Raw genomic sequence first — 22,175 nt, forward strand, 5'->3', positions numbered from 1 at the left:
AGCAAGGAGCTGAGCTCCTATTTCAAGTGCTTAATTTGTGTTACGAACGGCGAAGTGTAATCGTTACGACAAATCTTCAGTTCGGACAGTGGAATCATATATTCGGAGATCCGATCTTGACGGAAGCGTTTATTGATCGCTTAATTCATTACTCACATTTACTGGTGTTCAATCGAGAAAGTTTTCGACACAAAGAATCATTACTCAATCATTAAAAAAGGGATGTTGGCAAGTAGCTACAATTTTAACTGCCAAATCATACATATTCTACTTGCCAAATACAATATTGAAAGGAAGTTTATAGTAATGAATGGCATATTCTTCATATTCACATTTAAACCGATTCGTTCTTTTACATCCTCCATGTCAATAGGCGGAGTGTACCAGCCTCCGACAAGTTCACCTTCTTAGTACTTTCCAAGATTAGCAATGTAGACTTGCATTTCCATCATTCATCACATCCTTTATTCTGAAAATGAACATAAAAAAACAGCAGATTTTTAGTCTGCTGCTTAATAGAAATAATTGATTTTTAATTAATTAAATTGGAATCTGTTATTGTAGTTCTACTTTTGTACCTGCTATTAAATCACCTAAATGACGTTTATCTTTTCTAAATAATCCCATGAACAACAATACTAATCCAAGGAAGGTTCCACTATTTGCGATAATGATTGCAGTCATATCAAAATCACTATATATTCCATGGATAACACCTACATGTCCTAATTGCCACGGTAAAAACTTTATAATATTTCTTGATAAACTTGAGCTAAATCTGTAGTTTGCGTAAGTCAGTTTCAATCCAGATACTCTTTTTCCAATAGACCCTTTTTTAAAATAATCTAAGTATGAAAAAATAAGGATGATTGGTATCACGGATGTAAGTGTTGCTATTAATTGGGCTTGTAATTCTGTATATTCTGGAATTCTCTTAAAAAATAAAAAGATGATCCCCAAGTTGACAATTAATAACATAACCAAATATGCAGTTATTATTAAATAGTCGACAATTATTTCTATTAGTCTATTTTTTACAGGGATATTGTTCATTTAACACCTCTGTATATTCCAATTATTTCATTATATCAGTTGTACATATATAGGTTCTAATGATTTTCCCTAAAACACTATCGACAGCGATTAATAATCGAAAGGCGGTACTTTCTGTATCCTCATACGTCATTAAGTCAGCAATCGCATGATAAGTACGCATGAAATCCTTTTTGATTTCTTGCTTTGGCTGCACCTCGCATCTGCCTTTCTTGAAAAGGACGGACAATGGGTATTTCCCCCCTTGTTTTTTGAGCAGATATTCGACTGGTGCTGGAGGAGGACAATCTGTCTTTTCTGCAAGACATAGGAAACGATTGCAAATCGCGGGCTTTAAATAATATTTCTCTGACACGTTTTCCAAAACAGCGACAATTGGATATGTTCCATTCGTTGTACACCTCATTTCTTTGATAATTCGTTATTCTGTTGTGTTTCCACACACTAGTTCAATTCCTACTGAAACCTCAATGTGGTTTTTCAATCCTTTTTTTCGACCATTTTGACCATTTGGTACAAAGTGTGCATACTTGTAAAACAGCGTAAAACTACTAAGTATTTCTACATAATTTTCTGTGAAATTAAAATAAACTCTTCCGAAAACCCCCACCTCCAACCCGCATTCCACCGTTGGAGTTAAAATAAAAATTACCTACAGAACCTCCTTTTGGACAATTTCTTCCCTCTTTTATGCCTGTTTTTACGTTTTTTTCAGAGTTATAATAAAGTTCTCTCAGGCATGAAAAAGACCCGAAAATCGGAATTGTTTATTTTCAAGAAAACCGGATCTTAATTGGAAATGTTTATTTTGGTTGGGGAATGTTTATTTTAACTAGACATAGTAGAAATAGGAATTTAAAGTGAAGAGAAATATTATTTTGTCAATTACCTATAAGTCTTCCTTAATTAAAGAAGCTGTTACTAAATTTAAGCTTGGTGTAATAAATTTTTCACCTAATAATAGTTTCATCATCGCTAACCCTTGTATTGAAGCAAAATAGTAATACGCCATTTCTGTAGCATTTCCATTTTTACACTGACCAAGTTTCTGACCCTTTTCAATAAGAATAGCAGTTTGTTTCATCATAGCTTCACTTTGCTTTTTCAGTTGAAGAACTTGATGGGATGGATTATCCACTGTAAAAGACTGGTTCATAATCATAAGAAAGTTTGCGAATTCATTATCTTTTTTAAAATCATTTAAAATCTCTAAAGTAAATTCTCGGAGAACTTTATTTGGAGACAAGTCGCTCTCAAATCGTCTTACAATACGCTCTAAACCTTCAGTAGCATAGGAAACAAGGTCATTAAATAGATCATCTTTCGTTTTGTAATGACGATATAATAGACCGATGCTGATGCCAGCACTTTCTGCAATATCTTGAACTCCAGTTGCCGCAAAGCCTTTTTTAGCAAATAGTTTAATCGCAGCAGAATGTATTTTTTCTTTAGTAGCCAACCTCATTGCTTCAAATTGTTCTTTTGTTCTAGGCAAGAGTTCTTCCTCCCCTAACAAGAAATTCTATTTTTCGTGTACCTCAATGATAGTAAATTGTTGATACCGTTTTTCTTTGCTATCTTTACAGGTATAGGCTTTCTTTTGTATTCTTCAAACCCTAACTTCCCATACAAACGCATAGCTGGGATGTTTGTGTCAGCAACCTCTTCTATTAAATAATCATGATATGGGGTGTTTTGAATAATATACTGAATAATTTGTGAGGCTATGCCCTTACCTCTGAAATCAGAAGCAGTTCCAACAAACTCGATAGATCCTGTGTTGGATGGAAAATTTTCATAAGGGGCTTCAAATTCCTTTTTAAGAAAGATCCCCGCCATGCTCCCCTTTACAAAACCTAAATGCTTTCTCAACTCATTTTTATTTAATTGTACTGATAGTCTGCTTCCATCCGTACATGCAGTCATTCCAGCGACTTTATTATCCACCATTGCCACATAGAATTGATCTAAAACAAACATGTGTGCAAATGCCTTCGAAAGTATTCTGTTATCCCTTGAAAAATAACCGAGCCATTGAGCAAAACCATCAGCAAATATTTCGGCCATCTGATTTCTTACATCAATATCTTTATCTATTTTATCTGCTTTAACAATTGTTAACTTATAATCATCAGTTAGCATAGAGGTCCTCCTTTTCAATGAGTGAATATATTTTCATTATAAATTCTATAATAAAAATGTCAAATATAATTATCGCTCTATCTGTTGTCACTACTGGGTTTATTCCATATCTCATTCAGCCTTAGCACCGATACGTCCCTTCTTTTTTTATTCGATTTCTTCTTTCCTCCTTTCTTTATTTCTTCAATCTGCTTCCCGTTATGCAACATTTTCGTAGACCTTATGGCAAGATCGATTCGTTTAAATACACCGCCAACACGAAACACGCCCATAAAAAAAGTCAAACCATGTTCACTGTTGGGCTAGTAGGAAATTTTCAAATTGACGACATCCTTTTCCTTTGAGTTCCGGTAAACAACCTTTGTCTGCATCAGGAGAAACCATGACGACAATATCACCAAAAACATATTGTTCCAAATAATAGTAAAACGCATAATCTTTATGTAACATATATTCCATTTTCAGTTTCAGAATCTCTTCAATGACAGGCTGTGGATTGGTCGTTAAAAAGCGAATTTTATTTCCGCACCGTCATTTTTGATTGTGATAAACAAAAAATCTTTGTGAATGATAATCAGTCGAAAGCATATCCGCTATTAGATAAGCACGATAAACCATAGAAACACCTCACCAATAATGGTAAACAACATAAATTTCAATAGCTTCATAGAATCCCTACAATCTATCGTTTAATTACTTCTTCTGTTGCAAGCGCCTGTTGCATCAACATTTGTGGATGACGTTTTGTTAACTTTGCCTGATCTAACATGTCTTTTATCACTGTCGTTTGATTGATTTCATCGAGTTTTGTTGCTAGTTCCAAGTAGGAGCGACTTGTCGAGCTAACCAAAATAGGTGCTTTTTCTAGCTCACTTGCCCATGTTGGTCTAATTCCATAACGAGAAGCGGAAAGAGGGGAAAACACCTATTCCATCAAATAAACTTCCTATTTTTAAATTTGTGTTATAATCTTTTTTAATCATATAATCTTTCAATTATTTCACCTCCAATTTAAAAACAAAAAACGCCATCTGTCGGTAAGTAAATACCGCCCAAATGACGTTGCACGTAAAAGTTAAAATCATCTTAAATGATCAAAGCTTTATTCCCTATTTTAATCTCTCTACCAGTACATCTAAATTATTCCACGTTTGCGTGATACCTTCCAACAATCCCATGTCCAAAACAGCTTGCAGGGAATCCGCAGAATCGAATTCAGAACGACTGACCAATTTTGTTTGATTGCCTAAATCGATGAATTCCATCGTGACCTCTGGAGAAGGCATAGACTCATTGATATTACCTTCTGCATCTGAAAAATAATCGTTATAGACAATCTTTTCTGGCTCAATAATTTCTTTATAAATGGTTTTGTTCCAAGATTCCATTCCATATTCTTCTTGATTCTTATCAACACATTTCATGCAATAGTGCCATACGCCCCCTGGGCGAAAGTCTATGTTACAAACAGGTAGTTCCCAACCGTCCGTACTCCACCAGCGCTTTAAATGCTCTGGTTCTTTAAATAATTGAAATAGTTGATTACGCGGCATATCATAAACGCGCTCTAAAATTAGAAACCTTTCATTCTCTACTCTTGAAACCATTTTGTTTTTTGACATTATTTTCCCTCCTTATTTTTCACTCGTCTCTTTTTCGTTTGCTTTTCAATTCTTGTACATAGTCGTCCAAGTTGTTGAGTCTCTTTTCCATCTGCTTTTGAAAGGAAGTCGCCCAATATTCTATTACTTGGAAGGGCTCAGGTCGTAGCTTGTAATATCGACGATTAGCTTCTGGCTTTACTTCTACAATTCCATTGTCATTCAGCACCTTTAAATGCTTTGAAGCATGCGGCTGGCTCAGTTCCAGCCTTTTAGCGATTTCTCCTACCGTTAGAGCTCCATCGCGAAGCAACTCAACGATTGCCATCCGATTAGGTTCAGCTAATGCGCTCAGCATAGATGTATCTATGCTTTTAAATTTACCCATCAATGTTGTTCACCTCATTAATTCAATATCTATTTTCATCGCATCCCCCTTTCCAATGTTTGACATATTGATATTATCGAATATAACACATCTGGAATATAACAGTAAAGTTATATTGTAATTTAATATAATTTTATTTGTATGAAGTCACTAAAGATCTTGCCAATGTGTTTTCGCTTCGCACGCTGTTGCACTGGACAGCCTTTATGAAGCAATTTACCAATTTCTTTTAAAATGTTTTCTCCTATATCGATATAGCCACTTTCTTTAATATGGAATTAAATGTTGTCAAGTTAAAAAAGCTGAAATGAATTTTCATTCTAGCTTTGTGACTTATTAAAATCTGTGGTACAGTCGTGGCACACTTTATATTTCTGACGGAATCTTGGCGGAGAACCTATTCATTTTTTATTGTTTTATCCATTTTACGTACCATTGAAATGCAGTCAAATCACCGTTTTCATTTCAAATGCTCTTAGTGAATTATTCCCACTCACTAATATTAGTTCTAATCATTTTCCTCTTTGATCACTGCACATATTTATTATGATATGCTTACCATATCTATGATGGTAATTTAACATAGCACCATTCTATATAACAAATAATTCATAAAAGTTAAATATCTTCAAAAACAACTTTAAAATTAAGAAACATACCTTATTCAAATCTGCTTAAAACGATAAATCCATTTAAATTTAAAAATAGAAAAACGACCACAATCATTTTAAACTGTAGTGGTCGTATTATCTTCTCATCTTATTCTATTGTGTTCCCACACCCCGGATAATTACTACTGAAACAGTAATGTGGTTTTTCAGTACTTCATTTCTAGTTTTTTCACCTTCTCCTACAAACACGAAATGCTTGTGAAAGTGTTTAAAACTAAAGGTGTCTATATAGTTTCTCTTTGTAGCAACGCCACCGCCTCAACATGCACAGACTGCGGAAACATATCCACCGGCTGCACCTGCACGGTTTCATATCCACCATCTTCCAAAACCCGGAGATCCCTCGCCAAAGTGGCTGGGTTACATGACACATAGACGACTTTCTCAGGTTTCATATCTGTGATCGTCTGCAACAATGTTTCGTCGCAGCCCTTTCTTGGGGGATCAACGACCAGAACATCAGCCTTCACACCTTGTTCATACCACCGCGGTATGACTTTCTCCGCCTCTCCCACTTCGAATTCGACGTTTGTAATGTCATTCAGCTCAGCGTTTCTCCTTGCGTCTTCGATGGCTTCCGGCACGATTTCTACACCGTACACTTTTTTCGCACGCTGCGCTAAAAATAACGAGATGGTCCCAATTCCACAATAGGCATCAATGACAGTCTCTTCGCCGCCCAGTCCGGCGTACTCCAATGCTTTGTCATACAGCACTTTCGTCTGTTCAGGGTTAACTTGATAAAAGGAACGTGCTGATATGGCAAATTTGACATCCCCAATGTAATCATAGATGAATTCCTCTCCCCACAGCACGTTTGTCTGCTTTCCGAAGATGACATTTGTTCGCTTCGTATTCACGTTTTGCACCACTGATTTGAGTCCCGGAACTTCATTCACAATTCTTTCCACGAGTTTCTTTCTATTGGGAATGTCTGGTGTACGGGTGATCAATACGACCATCATTTCTCCTGTCACCTTGCCGGAACGGACCATGATATGCCGCAACGTCCCTTTGTGCGTTTTTTCATTGTATGCCCTGATTCCAAGATCCCCGCAGATGGCCTTCACTTTTTGTAAAACATCATCATTTTCCTCTTGCTGAATAAGGCAGGCTTCCATATCCACAATTTCATGGGAACGCTGTTTATAAAAGCCACCAACAAGTCCGCCTTCACGTTCTCCGATAGGCACTTGCGCTTTATTGCGGTAATGCCACGGATTTTCCATTCCCAGCACCGGATGCACTATTACATTTTCCAGCTTGCCGATCCGCTCAAGCACATCACGAACCTGTTTCTCCTTCGCCTTAAGCTGGCCTTCATAGCTGATGTGCTGCAGTTGGCATCCGCCGCACTCCGCAAAAATCGGACAAGCCGGAGTGATTCGAAATTCGCTTTTTTCATCGAGCTCAATCATTTGACCAAAGCCATAACCTTTGTTGAGCTTGGTCACTCTAATTTTCGCTTTTTCACCCGGCAGGGCATTCTCTACAAATAACGGATAGCCGTCCACTTTCGCGACACCTTTTCCATCATGGGTCAAATCTTCAAATATGACATCTATTTCATCATTTTTCTTTATCGGTACATGTTGTTTGCTCATTATTTTCTTCCTTTTCCGCTATTATGCTGTTACGATTGTACCATAAAAAAATAAGGAAGACCGAAGTCTTCCTTTATCCTTTATTGAGCCGCTAACCCTTCATCTAATTCTTTTAACAATTCGCCGATCTTGCGATGATGGATTGTTTCATCTGCATAAATATCGAGCTCAGTAGGCTCCATATTGATGATAGCGAGATATGCTCCGTTCTGCTTGGCTATTAAAGGAAACTGGTTGGCCGGTGTTACAGTCAAAGATGACCCCAAAACGATGAACAAGTCAGCCTTCTCACTTTCTTCCGCAGCCATAAGTAAAGCCTCTTCAGGCAGCATCTCTCCAAAAAGTACGACGGATGGACGCAGTTTCCCCCCGCATTCACATTGATACTGTTCATTTACATACTTGTCGTTATCATATTCTTTTCCGCACATATGGCAATGAACTTTTTGCAATGTACCGTGGAGTTCTGCAACGTTCCTACTCCCTGCCTCTGCATGAAAGCCGTCAACATTTTGCGTAATAATGCTGTTGATGACACCTTCTTTTTCCCATTTGGCCAAGATTCTATGGCCAGTATGCGGCTTGCAATCCTGAAGCCCCAGGACACGGTGGCGGTAGAACTCAAAAAACTTCTCAATATTACGGTTGAGCGCATCTGTGCTGGCAATCCGACTTGGATCCTCTTTTTCCCAAAGGCCGTCTGAAGATCGAAAGTCAGGAAGACCACTCTCAGTTGACATGCCGGCACCTGTCAGCACAACGGTATAATTCGATTCCTTCAATTTGTCGAGCAACACTTGTTCCAGCACCCCCTTACAATCTTACTCAAGTATAGCATGGAAGCCATAGCGGTATAATGTGACTTAAATTATTATCCTAGAGTATGAGTTCCTTGATTTAAAATTTATCAATGAATCATAATTTGAGTGGAAATACCGAACGCTCGGGTATTATCTTCAGTTGATGGACGCAAATTAACAACTCCTCGACTATCTCCTTCCATCAGTTGGTTTCAATCATACGTACACCTATTTTATAATGGCAGGCAAAGACCGTGAGGGTATTCCACGCTCCAATTGATATTGAACTTCGCGGCGAAAGGCTTAATTTTCTGCTTGTTATTTATGTATATAAGAGTTGAAGGAGAAAGCTGGTATGCCATAGCTGCAAAGTCTATGATTGAAACTTTTGAGTCCATTCAACCTGACTCATGATCTTGTGAATGTAATGAGGCAGATCCTTGTTATCTTTATTTATAAACCAATCAGGTGGATCGGACAGCCTATACAGCAGAGAAAAACTCAAAGACCTGGGTCTTGCGAGCTTTCCATATTAGAAGGCTCTCAGGTAGTTCTTACAGCCCTATTCGCATAGGCATCAAAAAAAATAAGAGACACAAGCCCCTGCCTGTATCCCTTACTATTTATACCTCCTCCGTTGGAGTCGGCTCCGCATATCCTTCTTTATATTTCTCATCAATTTCATTTCTGATTTCCTTTATGGGCTTCCCATTCTGGTAGTCGCTGATGGATTGGGCGGCAATTTCAAGACAAACAATACATTTGGTTCCGTGGTCATCCCAAACGATACGCCCATCTTCTTTATTCTCATGTATAAAACAGTCATAGTTATCTTTATGTCCTACTGAATCTCCGCATCCGCAATAACAAGGCATTTTTTCCAGTAGCGCTTTATTGAGGGCAACCGCCTGGTAAACAACTTGCATGTCCTCGGGTTTTCCATTGAGAAACTCCGGCAACTCCTGCGGACCGCCTGTCTCTTCCCGAATATCGCCGATCTGCATTTCTTTTCCCTCGTGATTATTTTCCTCAGCTTGTTCCTTCCCCGAATTTGAACATGCTGCCAATACCATATTTATCATAATCAAAGCTACAATGAACAGCTTTTTCATTCTGTATGACTTCCTTCCATAATTATAATTTATACAAAAAGTGTACTTTTTTAGAACGGCCATTTCAACCATAATCAACCGCTCTTTCTAACAGCTCGGTGAACGTATACCATATGTTCTATTAAAAACTGCGTATACTTCTCAGTTGTGGTAAAATGTATTTGTCGAACGGGGGGTTTTTATGTATGCTGATCGGCCTGGGGATTATTTTCATATCATTTCTCCTAGTAGGAGTATTGACGTTATGGGGAGTAAGATATACAAGAAAGAATATCCACGAGGATAGAAAAAAGAAATTTAAAGCGGCAAAAAATCTTCTGCTGCTGGGGATTATAATAGCTGTCGGCTATATTATTTTCGCGAAGAAATTTTCACAAAACATTGACTTCGTCATTTCCTGGATATTGTTTGCTTCAGGCTGCTTTTTCGCGTCAGGACTGGCGTTTTTCATAGGTTTTTATAACGAGAAAGAAAATTAAAAATAAATAGAGAAAGTAGGATTGTTTTATGGAGATCAGGCATATCCGCCTGGAGGATGCCGAACAATTTTCCAATTTGATTACCAGTGTTGATTCCTCCAATATGATGTTATTTGAACCTGGTGAAAGAAAAACAAGTAAAGAGCAAGAAGAACAAAATATAGAGAGGATCCTCCTTCAAAGCAATTCGACAATCATTGTCGCAGAAGATAATGACCGTCTAATTGGTTATGTTGTCATACTTGGAGGGGTGTCTTCCCGTAGTCAGCATGCTGCTAGGATCTCAGTTGGGGTAACCGAGGAATACCGCGGTAAAGGTGTTGCAACACGTCTCTTAAAAGAAGCTTTCCGCTGGTCTAAAGAGGTCGGATTGACCCGCCTTGGGGTTACTGTAATGAAACACAACGAAAGGGCTTTCAGCATGTATTTGAAAATGGGATTTGAAGTGGAAGGCGAAAAAATTCAATCTTTGATGATCAACGGCAAGCCTGTCGATGAATTTTATTTATACAAATTATTATAAGTCGTATGGTTAAAGCGCACCTTACCCTTTTGCGTGTAAATTTTCAAGAAAAATGAATGGGTCGGCTTTTCCATATAATCGTAACCTCTCGATTAGGAAAAACATGAGATATTCCTTTCCTATCTTTAATAGCCTTATGAAAAAAGCAGTCCAAAAATCAATTTGGGCTGCTTATACTTTATCCTCCGGTCGAATATCGTTAATTGGAACAAACACTTCCAAATGGCGGTATAGATTATAGAACTCTGCTGGAAGCAGTCCCCCGTATTCCCCGTCAATATTCAACTGGACTTTTTCTTTTGATTTGACTTTTATATGGTTCGCTTTTGAATAAATGACATGCGGATCATCGATATGCTCCCCTCTTAATGCTAGAGAAGCTACACGGATGAACTCGGCCAAGTTCGTCTTTTTCAATATCAGTAACGAGAAAAGACCGTCATTTATGGAAGCATCTGGTGCCAGCTTTTCAAAGCCTCCGACAGAGTTTGTCAGTGCCACAAGAAAAAGCATGATTTCACCTTCAAAAAGTTTTCCGTCATACTCGATGCTGACATCCGTCGAGCGGATGGACGGAAGCATTTCCATTCCTTTTAAATAATAGGCCAGTTGCCCCAGGACAGTTTTCATTTTCGCCGGCACCTCATACGTGAGCTCGGTCAACTTTCCGCCCCCAGCGATATTGATAAAATAATGATCATTCATTCTACCGATATCCACCGGAATTGTTTCGCCAGCGGTGATGATATCCACAGCGGCGTCGATATCCCGTGGAATATGTAAGGCGCGGGCAAAGTCGTTCGTCGTCCCTGTTGGAATGATGCCGAGCTTCGGCCGATATTCCTGCTCCGCCAAACCATTGACCACTTCATTGATCGTTCCATCGCCGCCTGAACAGATGACGACATCGTACTTTCTCTCCACAGCCGTGCGGGCAGCGGCTGCTGCATCACCCGCACCAGTCGTTGCATGGCATGATGCCTCAAATCCTGCTATCTCTAGCTTTTGTAAAACATCAGCGATACGCCTTTTAAAAATTTCGCGTCCAGCTGTCGGGTTATAGATAATTCGTGCTCTTTTCAATTCACATCATCCTTCGAACTCTAAATGCGAAACGAGATTTAATTGTGCTCCCACTAAGTAATCATACCTTTTTATCACTTGTTAGTCTACTTCTACCATATTGGCATGATTGACCGTCAGTGTGGCTGTTCCTTTTTCGAAGTTGATGTAGCCGGATTTTAAGCCATCTTCTCTCACATCTTTGATACCCTTCCATTCACCTTCCAATTCATATACATTATTCGCTTCAATTCTCATATCGGCTTTTTCATCCGACTCGATTTTTACCCAGCCAGATGTATCAACCGCCCAGTCACTCTTCAACCCTCTCGGTTTAAAAACAAGATTCCTGTCGTTTCCTTTGAATTCCAGTTCTTTGTCAGCCGGGATAAGCATAGTGGCGTCAGCATCATGATAACTATTGATAAATCGCTGATGCGGAAGTTCCTTCAGCTTAATGAATAGTGTATCGCCTTTTTTCTCTGCTAAAACATAATCTGATACATTTTCAATCGAATTTTTATCCCCTATTGTTTCTGTTCTATACGTACCAAATAACGAGACTGACTTAGCCTCTGTACTTTCAACGGTTAAAGGAAATGTTCCCGCATCAACGACAATCCGGTCTACTCCATTCAAGGAAGCTTCTTCATACGTCGGTAGATTTGCGGTCCGTGTCTCGGCTTTCGCCACATTTCCTGCCAGCTCCAATAATCCGCTTGCACTCAACATCGCCATCACAAGACCGCAAGTTCCAAGGATGGCAATGAAAATAATGCTTATAAAATCATATTGGATGGTTGTTTTTTCTTTTTTGGAACGGACCTGATACACAATGATCTCGACACCAAGAACAATGAATATGATTGGCCACCAGGAGAGGAGGGCGATCGCTGGATCCCCCCATTTGAAAACTTGTGACAGTAGAAGGAAGACACCGAGCAACAAAAGGGATGCCCCCATTGAAAAAGAACCGACTCTCCATGTTCTCATTCTGATTCACCTTCCCGGTTTGAATGTATTTTTTTTCCTGATAGTAGCTTAATGCCGCCCCCAATGAGGAAAAGGCAAATGATCGCAGGCTGTACATATGCCTGAATCCAAAACTGAATATTGATATCGTATCTGTCGAGCAGGATTGGATCTGCCATCGGAATAATGATATTCGTTCCGATATAATACAATCCCAATACGATCAACCCAATACCCAGCCATTTTTGATGGTTGATCAAGTAAGATACGATCGGTTCATCCTCCACTACCCCACTCTCATATTGAGAAGCTTTTTGAAGACCGTCAAAAAAACTGTAAAACCAGATGATCGGGACGATGAAGAGGAAGATCCCCAGCCGCAGAACATCAAGTATATAGATGGAAAACAAGAATGCTGCCATTAACTGGATCCCGCGTCTTTGAAGACCGAGGTAAAGATGGCCTGCTCCAGGTACGATAGAAAGCAATGTTGCAAACGATTTGCTCTTTCGACCATCCGGTCTTTTCTTCTCAAGCTCTTCCAGAACTGACCGATCTTCTAATTTTTCTCCCTTTGATTTTCGATCAAGCAGCTGCATAACATCGAAAAATCCGTAGATCCAGATGATTGGCAATGAAGCCATGAAGATAAGAAACTCGGAACGCCCGGTCATCATAGTAACGAAAAGGATCATGACACCAAGCCCCAAAAACACCGCCAGTAATGTTATTCCTCTATAGACGAGCCCCAATTGAAAATGGCCGAGACCTGGAATAACTGAAAGGACAATCGTAAAAAATCGTTCGGAGTCCGGGTTTTTTTCACTTGCTACTCCTTCGTCCATCGTCTCGGTTCGATTATACAGCTTGGAAGCTGTCACCACTGTATCAATAAAGTTGACAATATACATGAGTAGCCCGCCAAGAGCAAAAATGAGAAAGAATTGAGAGCCTGTGATAACTGTAGCTGCTACCGCCATAGCCGGAATACCAAATACAACAGCTGTATAGAAAAACCCGCGTAGTACTTGCCCGAGGTACATCAATCCCCCGCCAGGAAAAAATGCGAGTAAAAAAGCAATAATCGGATTTTTATTCATGTTTGTTCCCCTCCCTAAGGTTGTCCTCAATTTTTTCCGTAATTGAATCTGTTTTATTTAACCAGCTGCTGATGACCGAGTGCTCCTGTTTTCCAGCTGAGTTTTCAAATGCACTGATGGTTGACGTTAACTCCGAGAAAATCCCTGTTGACATGAGCACGAGCGTCATGGCCGCCGCGACAGCGTAATGGACCAAAGTCTGCCTCCGTATGTTCTTCTTCGGCTTTATTTGGACAGGAGGCTGTTTCTTCCCCCCGCCAATTTCTTTCATGATTGAGGCCGTGAAGCCTGTTGGATCAGACAGCACCGGCATCTGCGATTCCGCTTCTTCGACGGCTTCTAAGTAAAGCTCCAAGCAATGATCACAGCTGTAGAGATGGTTTTCATATTGTAAGCGAGTTTCTTCATCAAGGGAATCCGTCGCGTATAATACCCAATCTTCATAATCTATATGGTTCATGAAAAATCATCCTCCTTCCAGTGCTTCTTCATCCATTTCCTTGCCCGATACAGCCTCACTTCAATCGTTTTTACTTTTAAGTCCATCTCTTGCGCCAATTCCTCGTAGGTTTTCTCCTTTATGTAAAATCCTTCGACTACTTCTCTGTAGTTTTCCGGAAGTTCATCGAGCCGTTTCCAAAGGACTTTTTGACGCTCCCTTTTCAAAACAAGGAATTCGACACTTTCTCCAGGCGGCGCGTGACTCGCCTCTTCATATTCAATATTCATTTCCTCCTGCCGTCTCATCTTTTTTCTCTTTATATCAATGGCATGATTGACTGCAATTCTTGTAATCCATGTTTTAAAACCTTGCTTCTCATATTGGGGGAGAGAAGTATAGATTTTCATGAACACTTCCTGTGCAGCGTCTTCCGCATCTTTTTCATTCCGTAATACGCCATACACTGTGTAGAAAATATGATCCCGATATTTTTCTACAAGCAAACGGAATGCGTGATCATTGCCGTTTTTGATTTTTTCAATGAGCACATCATCCAAAACTTCTCTCCCCCCTTTCAAGCCGTCACCCTAATAGACGACGACTGATGGTTTGGATACTACACTTTTTTTAAAATTTTTTTCTGATTCCCGTCTTTTGTGAAATAATTTTCAATAAGGATTGGTTATGGTTCGAAACCTGAAAGAACGTTCAGCAATTATTTATCGAACGAGCAAATGGAACTTAACCTATCTATTTTACCATTTAAAAAGAGATTAAAAGGAAACTTTCCATAGAATAAAACCGTATAGTGAGGTAAAGAGGTTATGCTCTATGTTTAATCGTCTTTTTAAAAATAAAAGGAATTTGTCGATGATCACTTTGGGCAATTTAGAAAAAGTAATGGTTCAATATGGATTCGATGGTGGGTTAATAAAGGAAATCCTTGAAGCTTTTCAAAAAAGAATGAGAGAGGAGGGTGAGGAAAATTTTCAGGTCTGGTACAGCAATCTGGATTATACTACACCTGAAGAGTTTCAAAACGAAGAAAAAGCAATGAAAATGTATGAGCGCTACAGTCCATGGTTCGATCAGGAAATCTTCAAGCTTGAAAAAGAAACAGGCTTGTCCTGGCAGGAGCAAACAGAAGATATTGCTTCCTCAAATAAAAAAGCAAGGAAGTCCCAGCTGGTTCTCAGACACCGATTATCTGAAATCAATTGGGACTTGATGGATTTGAACGATTAAGCGGCTTTACTGGAATTTTTTTTATCCCGTGACCAAATAATCGCAGGAAGCAGCAGCAGGGAGAGGAATCCTCCGGCAAGTGACAGCGCCGAATAGCTGAAGTTGGCTGCAACCATGCCGGATAGCACTCCTCCCGAAGCGCCCGCGAGAGCAATAAAAACGTCAACAGTTCCTTGCGTTTTTGCTCGTGTCGAAGGAGTAGTTGCATCTACGATAAGCGCTGTCCCGCTGATTAATCCGAAGTTCCAGCCAAGCCCAAGCAAAGCGAGTGCTATAATGAGCAATGGCATTGATTCACCGGAAGTTAATCCGGACAACAGGCCAGCTGCCAACAAGGTGAGGCCGGATGCGATTGCCATGATCGGACGGCCAATTTTATCTACAAGGACGCCTGTCAAAAGTGATGGCAAGTACATAGCTCCAATATGGATTCCGATCACAAGCCCGACATCTTTCAAGCCGTGGCCATGGTGCTCCATATGGACCGGAGTCATCGTCATGATCGCAACCATGACAATTTGGGTTAGGATCATCACCATGGCTCCAATCACGATTCCACGCCTGTCGGTTGAAGCTTCCCCTCTATCCGGAACATGACCTTCTTTCTTGTTTGTGGCCTCCATTATCGCTTTCGCTACTACAAGTGGATCCGGACGAAGCATAATCATTAGGACAAGCCCGGCAAGAATGTACGCAGCAGCGGCCAAGATAAAAGGTCCCGCCAATGGGGGAATGCCGATTCCTTCAGCAAACCTGCCCATCACGCCCACTAGATTCGGGCCAGCAACTGCGCCGAACGTTGTAGAGACCAGCGCAATGCTTACGGCTTTGGCCCGTTGACTTGCATTGGCCATATCCGTCCCTGCATAGCGCGCCTGAAGATTCGTGGCCGTCCCTGCCCCGTAAATAAACAATGAAGCAAAGAGCAGGAAGACATTATTCATGACTGCAGCAGCTACCACTCCAATGGCCCCGATACCTCCTGTAATGAACCCTGCCCCTAGCCCCAAACGCCGGCTAAAACGTTGGGACAGCCTCCCCACGATCAGTGCGGCCGCTGCAGAACCAAGTGTGAACAAAGCGATTGGAGCTCCTGCAAGGCTATCGCTGCCCAACATCTCGCGTGCAAGCAGCGAGCCTACCGTAATTCCGGCCGCAAGCCCTGCTCCTCCGAAAATCTGGGAAAAGACAACGACAAGGAGCGTTCGTTTATACAGCTCCTGTCGCTTTGACGGAGATTCAATATATTGTTGCAGCCAAGCCGGCTGATGATTTTTTTCGGACATTCAACTACCGCCTTTCGGTTTTTCCACTTTTATTGAATAAATACTGGGGAGAAATATTTGTGGATGATTGCTTCCTTGCCATTATCTCAGAGATATTGCTTTTTCTTTATTTTGAAAAGCCCCCCTGCTCTCCCCTCTTTTTCCTTCGAATGATCTCCCAAAAATTCATCCGAAGCGGAAGCCAATGAGATAACCGTCCTTCATTTGCATCGAGCTATAGCTATTCAAATACTCATGTACTACTTTGTCTTACGGGTGATGCACTTGGTAGGACTCCATTTGAAAGAAATTCCAAAATCCTTCGATTCTGATTTCAACGATACAATCTAGTGCTCCCGACCAAGAAGAACAACACCGTTCCTGACGTACAGCATAATGTTATTCAATATTCTTAAAGATTATATGCTCTATTGCTCTGTTTCTTTAATATGGAATTGTTTACATAAAGTTAAAGCTACCATTAATCGGCTTTTCGTTGGGGGTATTTTGTTAATATACTGACATTTCATCCTTGTTATCTTTTATCCACTTTGCAATTGGATCTTTGGCAGGCATCGACCTGCTTGTACTATTGATGAAACGACAAATACATAATGTCACGATCCAATTCTTCAAATCAATCCAACAGCATCTAGCTGTTTTTTTGTTCAAATCATTTACAAGATGAGTGTCAAAAGACCAACAGGATTATCTTTCATCATCCTGTACTGAAGCCGAAGATACCTCTTGTTATCTTCTATTCTATCATCAACACCGTTAAAACCCACGTTTTTGTTTATTCCCCTTAAGATCCTTTTACCATTTACCGCTTCCACTTTTTCACTCGGGATTGTCAGTGTTCTTAATATTTTGCCTCTGTATAAATTGAAAAGTAACCAAGGAACATACACTAAAACACTATATCTATTAAAAAACAGCGATTCCTTCCGCTAATTTAAAATCTATAAATTTATTTGTAGTGTTTTCCCAATCCGATTCGTCTAATTGGTAGAGTCATTTTTAAAGGTGGGATAAATCTTGATTGTTGTAAAAAATGTAAGCCATGCTTTTGAGGTTGGAAAAAGAGGGCAAAAACACAAGATTAGTGTCTTGGAGAATGTTTCCCTTTCTGTCAACGAAGGTGAAATTGTCACTGTTGTTGGGCGAAGCGGTTCAGGGAAGTCGACACTTTTGAACATTATCAGCGGATTTCTCAAGCCGACGGAAGGAGAGGTATGGATTGCCGGAGAAAAAGTCAGTGATTTAAATGAAGGGAAATTTGCGGATTTCCGGTTGGATCATCTGGGGTTTATTTTTCAAAACTTTCAATTGATCCCGAGCATGACAGCCTTCCAGAATGTAGAACTGCCGCTTGTTTTAAAAGGGATGAACGAGCCGGAACGCAAACTGAAGACGGATGAAACGCTTGAGAGAGTCGGATTACTTGAGTATAAAAACCATTATCCAAGTGAGCTTTCAGGCGGGCAGCAGCAGCGTGTCAGCATTGCTCGTGCCCTTGCAGTCAATCCACCTCTTATTCTGGCAGATGAACCTACCGGTAGCCTGGACAGCGAAACAGAGGATCATCTTCTTCGCTTCATTAAAGAATTGAATGAGGAGGGGATCACTTTTTTGATCATAACCCATGATGACAAAGTTGCGGAAATCGGCCACCGGGCCATTGAAATTTCAGATGGGAAAGTATTGGAGGCATTATTGGTATGACGCTTAAAGATCAAATCAAATTTGTCAGACAAAATATGAAAAAGAATAAGTCACGGGTTTTCATGACAATTTTAGCAACGGCCATTGGTTGTGCATTCCTGATTGTTCTTGCATCTGTCGGTTTCGGTCTCCATAAATCAATCATTCAAGAATTGATGGAAGACCGCCTTGTAACTGAAATAGAAGTGCACGCCCAAATGGATGATCAGGAAAACTTTAAAGCGATCAATGATCGGCATATCGAATATTTTGAAGCCCTGGATCATGTTAAGGCGGTCACACGGAGACAGATGCTTCAGCAGACCCCCGCATATAAAATCGGAGAATACAATATCCTTACCAATACTCTTGTCACTGCTTTCCCTGAAGAAGTAAAAGCAGGTTTCGAGTTGTCGGATGGCCGCCTGCCGGAAAAGGACAATGAGATCGTCGTTGGCTATTCCTTCCAAGAAGAGTTGGCACCTGAAGTTGAAGATGGCGTCAATCCATATCATGAAGATGGAACCGTTAAGGAGGAATACGCCTTTAAGGGAAACTTAATCGGAAAAACTGTACAAATGGAAGTGAAGGACAAAAAGGACTCCACTAAAGCGATTCCTCTTACCATTGTAGGGATTGCCAAAAAACCGTCCAAAGATTGGATGGCTAATTCCGATGTCTTTATTTCAGAAACAGTTTTAAAAGAAATAGAAGCTTTTACAGGAACATCTGGCGGGTCTTTAGAACTTGAAGAGACCGAGGTTAAAAATCCAGAAGCTAAAACATACGACCAAGTGAAAATATACGTCGACAACGTTCAAGCTGTAGAGGGTATCATTGAAAAACTGGATGCGGACAATTATGCATCGTATTCCATCGTCAGTGAAATGAAACAAGTGAATATGATTTTTACGGTTATGAAAATTGGCCTGATTTTAGTAGGTACCATCGCCCTTATTATTGCTTCAATCGGAATTTATAATACAATGACAATGGCTGTGACAGAACGCGCACCTGATATCGGAATCATGAAAGCTATTGGTGCAAACCCCACGACAATCAAAAAGGTTTTTCTGCTTGAAAGCAGTTGTATCGGATTGATTGGCGCATTGGTAGGAACAGCGGCTGCCTATGGAATCAGCCTTGCTGTCAATTTTTCACTGCCGCTCGTTGTTGAGAATATTTTTGATGAATCGCCGCCTGACAATTTACTGTTTTCATATATTCCATGGACGCTTACATTAATCAGCATCGCCATCTGCCTATTGGTCACCATTTTTTCCGGATGGAGACCGGCCAAGCGCGCCACGCAGATAGATGTCCTGCAGGCGATGCGGAGAGAAATATAAGCGGAGTTGAAAAATTTCCTTAAAGTAAACAAAGCACTCACCGCAGAAAAGCGGGAGTGCTTCGATATATTGAACATTAGGTTACAATTTTTTATAGACCGGGATGTCATAAACCAGCGTATATGAATTTACCAGCATATATAAATTATGGATCTGTGTAATTTGCTTTACCGCCCATCCGATATCTGTTGCGTATTGATGGGTGGCTTTTCCGGTTTTGCTCGCGGCTGCCGGATTCCATCTCATTTTATATAATGTGTTCTGGCCGGCATTGATGTAATTTTTCCCGATAAATTGTGCTCCACCAATGATAGCAGCCTCAGGAGTGAACCATCCTGCATTATAAGCAAACTCTGCTCCCTTTTCTAGGGCAGCACCATCGTAGGCACCAATGCCATACATATTGTATACTGTTTTGCCGTTCACCTTTACCCCATTGGCCAGTTGAGATTTTCCATTACCTGTCTCAAGCAAAGCATGGGAAATCAAGTACATCTCGTTGACTCCATGAATTTTCCCCGCTTCAATAAAGGCAGCGGCTTTTCCGCTTAAAATGCCTTTTCCGGTAAGGATCTTCCCATTTATCTCAGCTGCTTGGGCGTTCGCTGTTTTTGATAGATTAATAAACTGAAGCGATTTAACTGGATCATTGATAAAGTTGTTTGGATCAAGGTAATACTTTACATCCTCAGGCTTTGCTGTTACCCATCCTGTTTTGTATTGTACCTGATACCAAGTATATCCATCTTTTCCTTTTTGAGAAGATAGAATAGTCAAGGAGCTTCCAGTACTAACTTTACCGAGGGAACTAAAATTAGTTCCTGCTCCGCTTCGAACATTCCAGGTTCCACCAATTACCGTTCCTGACTTGCCTGAATTTAACTTTAAAGCATCTTCCCTTATATAAGTGGCATATTGCTTATCCGTCTGCGGATTGGCCGCCATCTGGATTTTCACCATTTCATCCAAAGTAAGGTCGTAATTGGAGTATTCGGTAGTTTTTGAGCCATCCTCTACTTTACCAGGTGCATTACCTGAAGACAGATACTTGGAACTTACATACCCTGTTTTCCCGTTCGCAGTGACCCTTGCCCAGCCGCCGGATTCAGAATGGTATTTTACAGCAGTACCATTTGGCAATTTTGTAATCACGGAAGCATTGGTGGAAGGCTCGGAGCGCATATTCAAGTTTGACCCGGGGTCGACAACAACATATTTTATTTGATTTGTCGGATCCTCTGGTTGTGATCCTGGTTTGGATTCAGGTTTAGATTCAGGTTTTGTATCAAAAAGGAATTTGGATTGAATATATCCCTCTGAACCGTAGGCTTTGACCTTTGCCCAGCCACCTTCCTCTGAATATACCTCTACAGCCACCCCTGCTGCAATATTGATAATTTTGGAAGCATTGGTTGACGGGCTCTTATACATGGTCACACCTGACAATGAAGAATTGACAATATATTTGGTTTTTGGTTTCGCCGCTTCAGAATCTGCATTTGAAACTGACAAAAATTCACTATTGACATAGCCTGTTTTGCCGTTAACCTTCACTTTAGCCCAGCCATTGGCTTCAGACTCGACTGTTACGGCTGTGCCGCGTGTCAGTCGATCGACTATCCGGCCATTCGTAGACGCTGTGCTGCGCATATTTAAAATGGAACCAGGATTGACATTCACATATTTTATCTTCGTTTTTGAAGGTTTTTCCGTTGACGGCTTGCTTGATGAGGCACTAGCGGACAAAAATTCAGCGCTCACATAACCGGTAATCCCATTGGCTTTCACCCTTGCCCAGCCATTCGATTCGGATATCACTGATACTGCCGTTCCGCTGGACAGCTTGCCTATCACTTTTCCCTGTGTAGACGCCTTATCTCGGACATTCAGCGAGGATCCAGAGTCGACTTTCACATATTTGGTAACCGGGTTGGCCGGCGGTTTTGGTGTACCTGTGCTGGTTGACGGCTTGCTTGATGACAAATATTGTGAACTTACGTAGCCTGTTTTGCCATTGGCTTGCACCTTTGCCCAGCCGTTCGATTCGGATATCACCGACACTGCCGTCCCGCTGGACAGTTTGCTGATCACTTTTCCTTGTGTAGACGCCTTGTCTCGGACATTCAGCGAGGATCCAGAGTCGACTTTCACATATTTGGTAACCGGCTTAACCGACGGTTTTGGCGTACCCGTGCTGGCTGACGGCTTGCTCGATGACAAATATTGTGAACTTACGTAGCCTGTTTTGCCATTGGCTTTCACCCTTGCCCAACCGTTCGATTCGGATATCACTGATACTGCCGTTCCGCTGGACAGCTTGCTTACCACTTTTCCTTGTGTAGATGCCTTGTCTCGGACATTCAGCGAGGAACCAGGATCGACCTTCACATATTTGGTAACCGGATTGGCCGACGGCTTTGTTGTACCTGTGCTGGCTGACGGCTTGCTTGATGACAAATATTGTGAGCTTACGTAGCCTGTTTTGCCATTGGCTTTCACCCTTGCCCAGCCGTTCGATTCGGATATCACCGACACTGCCGCTCCGCTGGACAGCTTGCTTACCACTTTTCCTTGTGTAGACGCCTTGTCTCGGACATTCAGCGAGGAACCAGGATCGACCTTCACATATTTGGTAACCGGATTGGCCGACGGTTTTGTTGTAC

25 protein-coding genes and 1 pseudogene are annotated in these 22,175 nt (G+C 40.9%); 6 read left to right on the plus strand and 20 right to left on the minus strand.

The window, feature by feature from the left end:
• On the plus strand, positions 1-215 hold a 215-nt coding region (locus C509_RS25850; RefSeq protein WP_169509288.1), incomplete at its 5' end, for an ATP-binding protein.
• Between the two features lie 67 nt (positions 216-282).
• Here the strand turns inward: C509_RS25850 and C509_RS27140 are convergent.
• The 12 genes and pseudogenes from C509_RS27140 to C509_RS0122425 form a co-directional block, all read right to left on the minus strand.
• A pseudogene (locus C509_RS27140) lies at positions 283-449 on the minus strand (antirestriction protein ArdA); the annotation flags it as partial.
• 106 nt (positions 450-555) lie between these two features.
• Positions 556-1,053, minus strand: a complete 498-nt coding sequence (locus C509_RS0122365) for an RDD family protein (RefSeq protein WP_018709173.1) — start codon at positions 1,051-1,053, stop codon at positions 556-558.
• 22 nt (positions 1,054-1,075) lie between these two features.
• Entirely contained in the window at positions 1,076-1,459 is a 384-nt protein-coding gene (locus C509_RS26665) for a hypothetical protein (protein ID WP_169509290.1), read from the minus strand.
• Between the two features lie 483 nt (positions 1,460-1,942).
• The gene (locus C509_RS0122380) at positions 1,943-2,548 is read right to left on the minus strand and encodes a TetR/AcrR family transcriptional regulator (RefSeq protein ID WP_018709176.1); all 606 of its coding nucleotides are present in this window, start codon (positions 2,546-2,548) and stop codon (positions 1,943-1,945) included.
• A 14-nt stretch (positions 2,549-2,562) separates the two neighbouring features.
• Positions 2,563-3,195, minus strand: coding sequence for a GNAT family N-acetyltransferase (locus C509_RS0122385; RefSeq protein WP_018709177.1), 633 nt, complete (start codon positions 3,193-3,195; stop codon positions 2,563-2,565).
• Positions 3,196-3,486: 291 nt separating this feature from the next.
• Positions 3,487-3,654: a hypothetical protein gene (locus tag C509_RS27595; RefSeq protein ID WP_018709179.1), complete on the minus strand. Its 168-nt coding sequence runs from the start codon at positions 3,652-3,654 to the stop codon at positions 3,487-3,489.
• Between the two features lie 223 nt (positions 3,655-3,877).
• Positions 3,878-4,018 carry a hypothetical protein gene (locus tag C509_RS26670; RefSeq protein ID WP_211214306.1) on the minus strand — a complete coding sequence of 47 codons (141 nt, stop codon included), beginning with the start codon at positions 4,016-4,018 and terminating at the stop codon, positions 3,878-3,880.
• Positions 4,019-4,304: 286 nt separating this feature from the next.
• The gene (locus C509_RS0122405) at positions 4,305-4,817 is read right to left on the minus strand and encodes an SRPBCC family protein (RefSeq protein ID WP_018709180.1); all 513 of its coding nucleotides are present in this window, start codon (positions 4,815-4,817) and stop codon (positions 4,305-4,307) included.
• Positions 4,818-4,836: 19 nt separating this feature from the next.
• Positions 4,837-5,187, minus strand: a complete 351-nt coding sequence (locus tag C509_RS0122410) for an ArsR/SmtB family transcription factor (protein WP_026320031.1) — start codon at positions 5,185-5,187, stop codon at positions 4,837-4,839.
• An 892-nt stretch (positions 5,188-6,079) separates the two neighbouring features.
• Positions 6,080-7,459: a 23S rRNA (uracil(1939)-C(5))-methyltransferase RlmD gene (rlmD, locus tag C509_RS0122415; protein WP_018709182.1), complete on the minus strand. Its 1,380-nt coding sequence runs from the start codon at positions 7,457-7,459 to the stop codon at positions 6,080-6,082.
• A gap of 80 nt (positions 7,460-7,539) precedes the next feature.
• On the minus strand, positions 7,540-8,256 hold the full coding sequence (locus C509_RS0122420; RefSeq protein ID WP_018709183.1) for an NAD-dependent deacylase: 717 nt from the start codon (positions 8,254-8,256) through the stop codon (positions 7,540-7,542).
• A gap of 626 nt (positions 8,257-8,882) precedes the next feature.
• Positions 8,883-9,371 carry a PCYCGC motif-containing (lipo)protein gene (locus tag C509_RS0122425; RefSeq protein WP_018709184.1) on the minus strand — a complete coding sequence of 163 codons (489 nt, stop codon included), beginning with the start codon at positions 9,369-9,371 and terminating at the stop codon, positions 8,883-8,885.
• A gap of 185 nt (positions 9,372-9,556) precedes the next feature.
• On the opposite strand from C509_RS0122425, the gene C509_RS0122430 reads away from it, so the two are divergent.
• Both C509_RS0122430 and C509_RS0122435 read left to right on the plus strand, forming a co-directional pair.
• Positions 9,557-9,850 (plus strand): hypothetical protein, encoded by a 294-nt coding sequence (locus tag C509_RS0122430; protein WP_018709185.1) that lies wholly within the window; start codon positions 9,557-9,559, stop codon positions 9,848-9,850.
• Between the two features lie 28 nt (positions 9,851-9,878).
• Entirely contained in the window at positions 9,879-10,373 is a 495-nt protein-coding gene (locus tag C509_RS0122435; protein ID WP_018709186.1) for a GNAT family N-acetyltransferase, read from the plus strand.
• A gap of 171 nt (positions 10,374-10,544) precedes the next feature.
• On the opposite strand, the gene C509_RS0122440 is transcribed toward C509_RS0122435, so the two are convergent.
• The 5 genes from C509_RS0122440 to C509_RS0122460 all read right to left on the minus strand — a co-directional run bounded on the left by C509_RS0122440 (position 10,545) and on the right by C509_RS0122460 (position 14,506).
• Complete coding sequence (locus C509_RS0122440; RefSeq protein WP_018709187.1) at positions 10,545-11,456, minus strand: diacylglycerol kinase; 912 nt, start codon at positions 11,454-11,456, stop codon at positions 10,545-10,547.
• 81 nt (positions 11,457-11,537) lie between these two features.
• The gene (locus C509_RS0122445) at positions 11,538-12,428 is read right to left on the minus strand and encodes a LiaF transmembrane domain-containing protein (protein WP_018709188.1); all 891 of its coding nucleotides are present in this window, start codon (positions 12,426-12,428) and stop codon (positions 11,538-11,540) included.
• A complete protein-coding gene (locus C509_RS0122450; RefSeq protein WP_018709189.1) occupies positions 12,425-13,507 on the minus strand; it encodes a hypothetical protein in 1,083 nt (360 codons plus the stop codon). Before C509_RS0122450 ends, C509_RS0122445 begins: the two co-directional genes overlap by 4 nt.
• The gene (locus C509_RS0122455; protein ID WP_018709190.1) at positions 13,500-13,967 is read right to left on the minus strand and encodes an anti-sigma factor family protein; all 468 of its coding nucleotides are present in this window, start codon (positions 13,965-13,967) and stop codon (positions 13,500-13,502) included. The genes C509_RS0122450 and C509_RS0122455 overlap by 8 nt, the downstream gene beginning before the upstream one ends.
• Positions 13,964-14,506, minus strand: a complete 543-nt coding sequence (locus tag C509_RS0122460) for an RNA polymerase sigma factor (protein WP_018709191.1) — start codon at positions 14,504-14,506, stop codon at positions 13,964-13,966. The genes C509_RS0122455 and C509_RS0122460 overlap by 4 nt, the downstream gene beginning before the upstream one ends.
• 274 nt (positions 14,507-14,780) lie before the next feature.
• Between C509_RS0122460 and C509_RS0122465 the strand changes: the two genes are divergently transcribed.
• Complete coding sequence (locus C509_RS0122465) at positions 14,781-15,194, plus strand: hypothetical protein (protein ID WP_018709192.1); 414 nt, start codon at positions 14,781-14,783, stop codon at positions 15,192-15,194.
• On the opposite strand, the gene C509_RS0122470 is transcribed toward C509_RS0122465, so the two are convergent.
• Together C509_RS0122470 and C509_RS26680 are read right to left on the minus strand one after the other, a co-directional pair.
• On the minus strand, positions 15,191-16,480 hold the full coding sequence (locus C509_RS0122470; protein ID WP_018709193.1) for an MFS transporter: 1,290 nt from the start codon (positions 16,478-16,480) through the stop codon (positions 15,191-15,193). The two genes, C509_RS0122465 and C509_RS0122470, sit on opposite strands and share 4 nt — an antisense overlap.
• Before the next feature lie 656 nt (positions 16,481-17,136).
• Positions 17,137-17,370 (minus strand): hypothetical protein, encoded by a 234-nt coding sequence (locus C509_RS26680; RefSeq protein ID WP_018709195.1) that lies wholly within the window; start codon positions 17,368-17,370, stop codon positions 17,137-17,139.
• A gap of 127 nt (positions 17,371-17,497) precedes the next feature.
• On the opposite strand from C509_RS26680, the gene C509_RS0122485 reads away from it, so the two are divergent.
• Positions 17,498-18,184: an ABC transporter ATP-binding protein gene (locus tag C509_RS0122485; RefSeq protein ID WP_018709196.1), complete on the plus strand. Its 687-nt coding sequence runs from the start codon at positions 17,498-17,500 to the stop codon at positions 18,182-18,184.
• Entirely contained in the window at positions 18,181-19,512 is a 1,332-nt protein-coding gene (locus C509_RS0122490) for an ABC transporter permease (RefSeq protein ID WP_018709197.1), read from the plus strand. Before C509_RS0122485 ends, C509_RS0122490 begins: the two co-directional genes overlap by 4 nt.
• An 81-nt stretch (positions 19,513-19,593) precedes the next feature.
• On the opposite strand, the gene C509_RS25865 is transcribed toward C509_RS0122490, so the two are convergent.
• Positions 19,594-22,175: SH3 domain-containing protein (locus C509_RS25865; RefSeq protein WP_018709198.1), on the minus strand; the 2,582-nt coding region annotated here is incomplete at its 5' end.

This window comes from Siminovitchia fordii DSM 16014 = CIP 108821 (assembly GCF_000374565.1).
GTDB classification, from domain to species: Bacteria; Bacillota; Bacilli; order Bacillales; family Bacillaceae_C; genus Siminovitchia; species Siminovitchia fordii.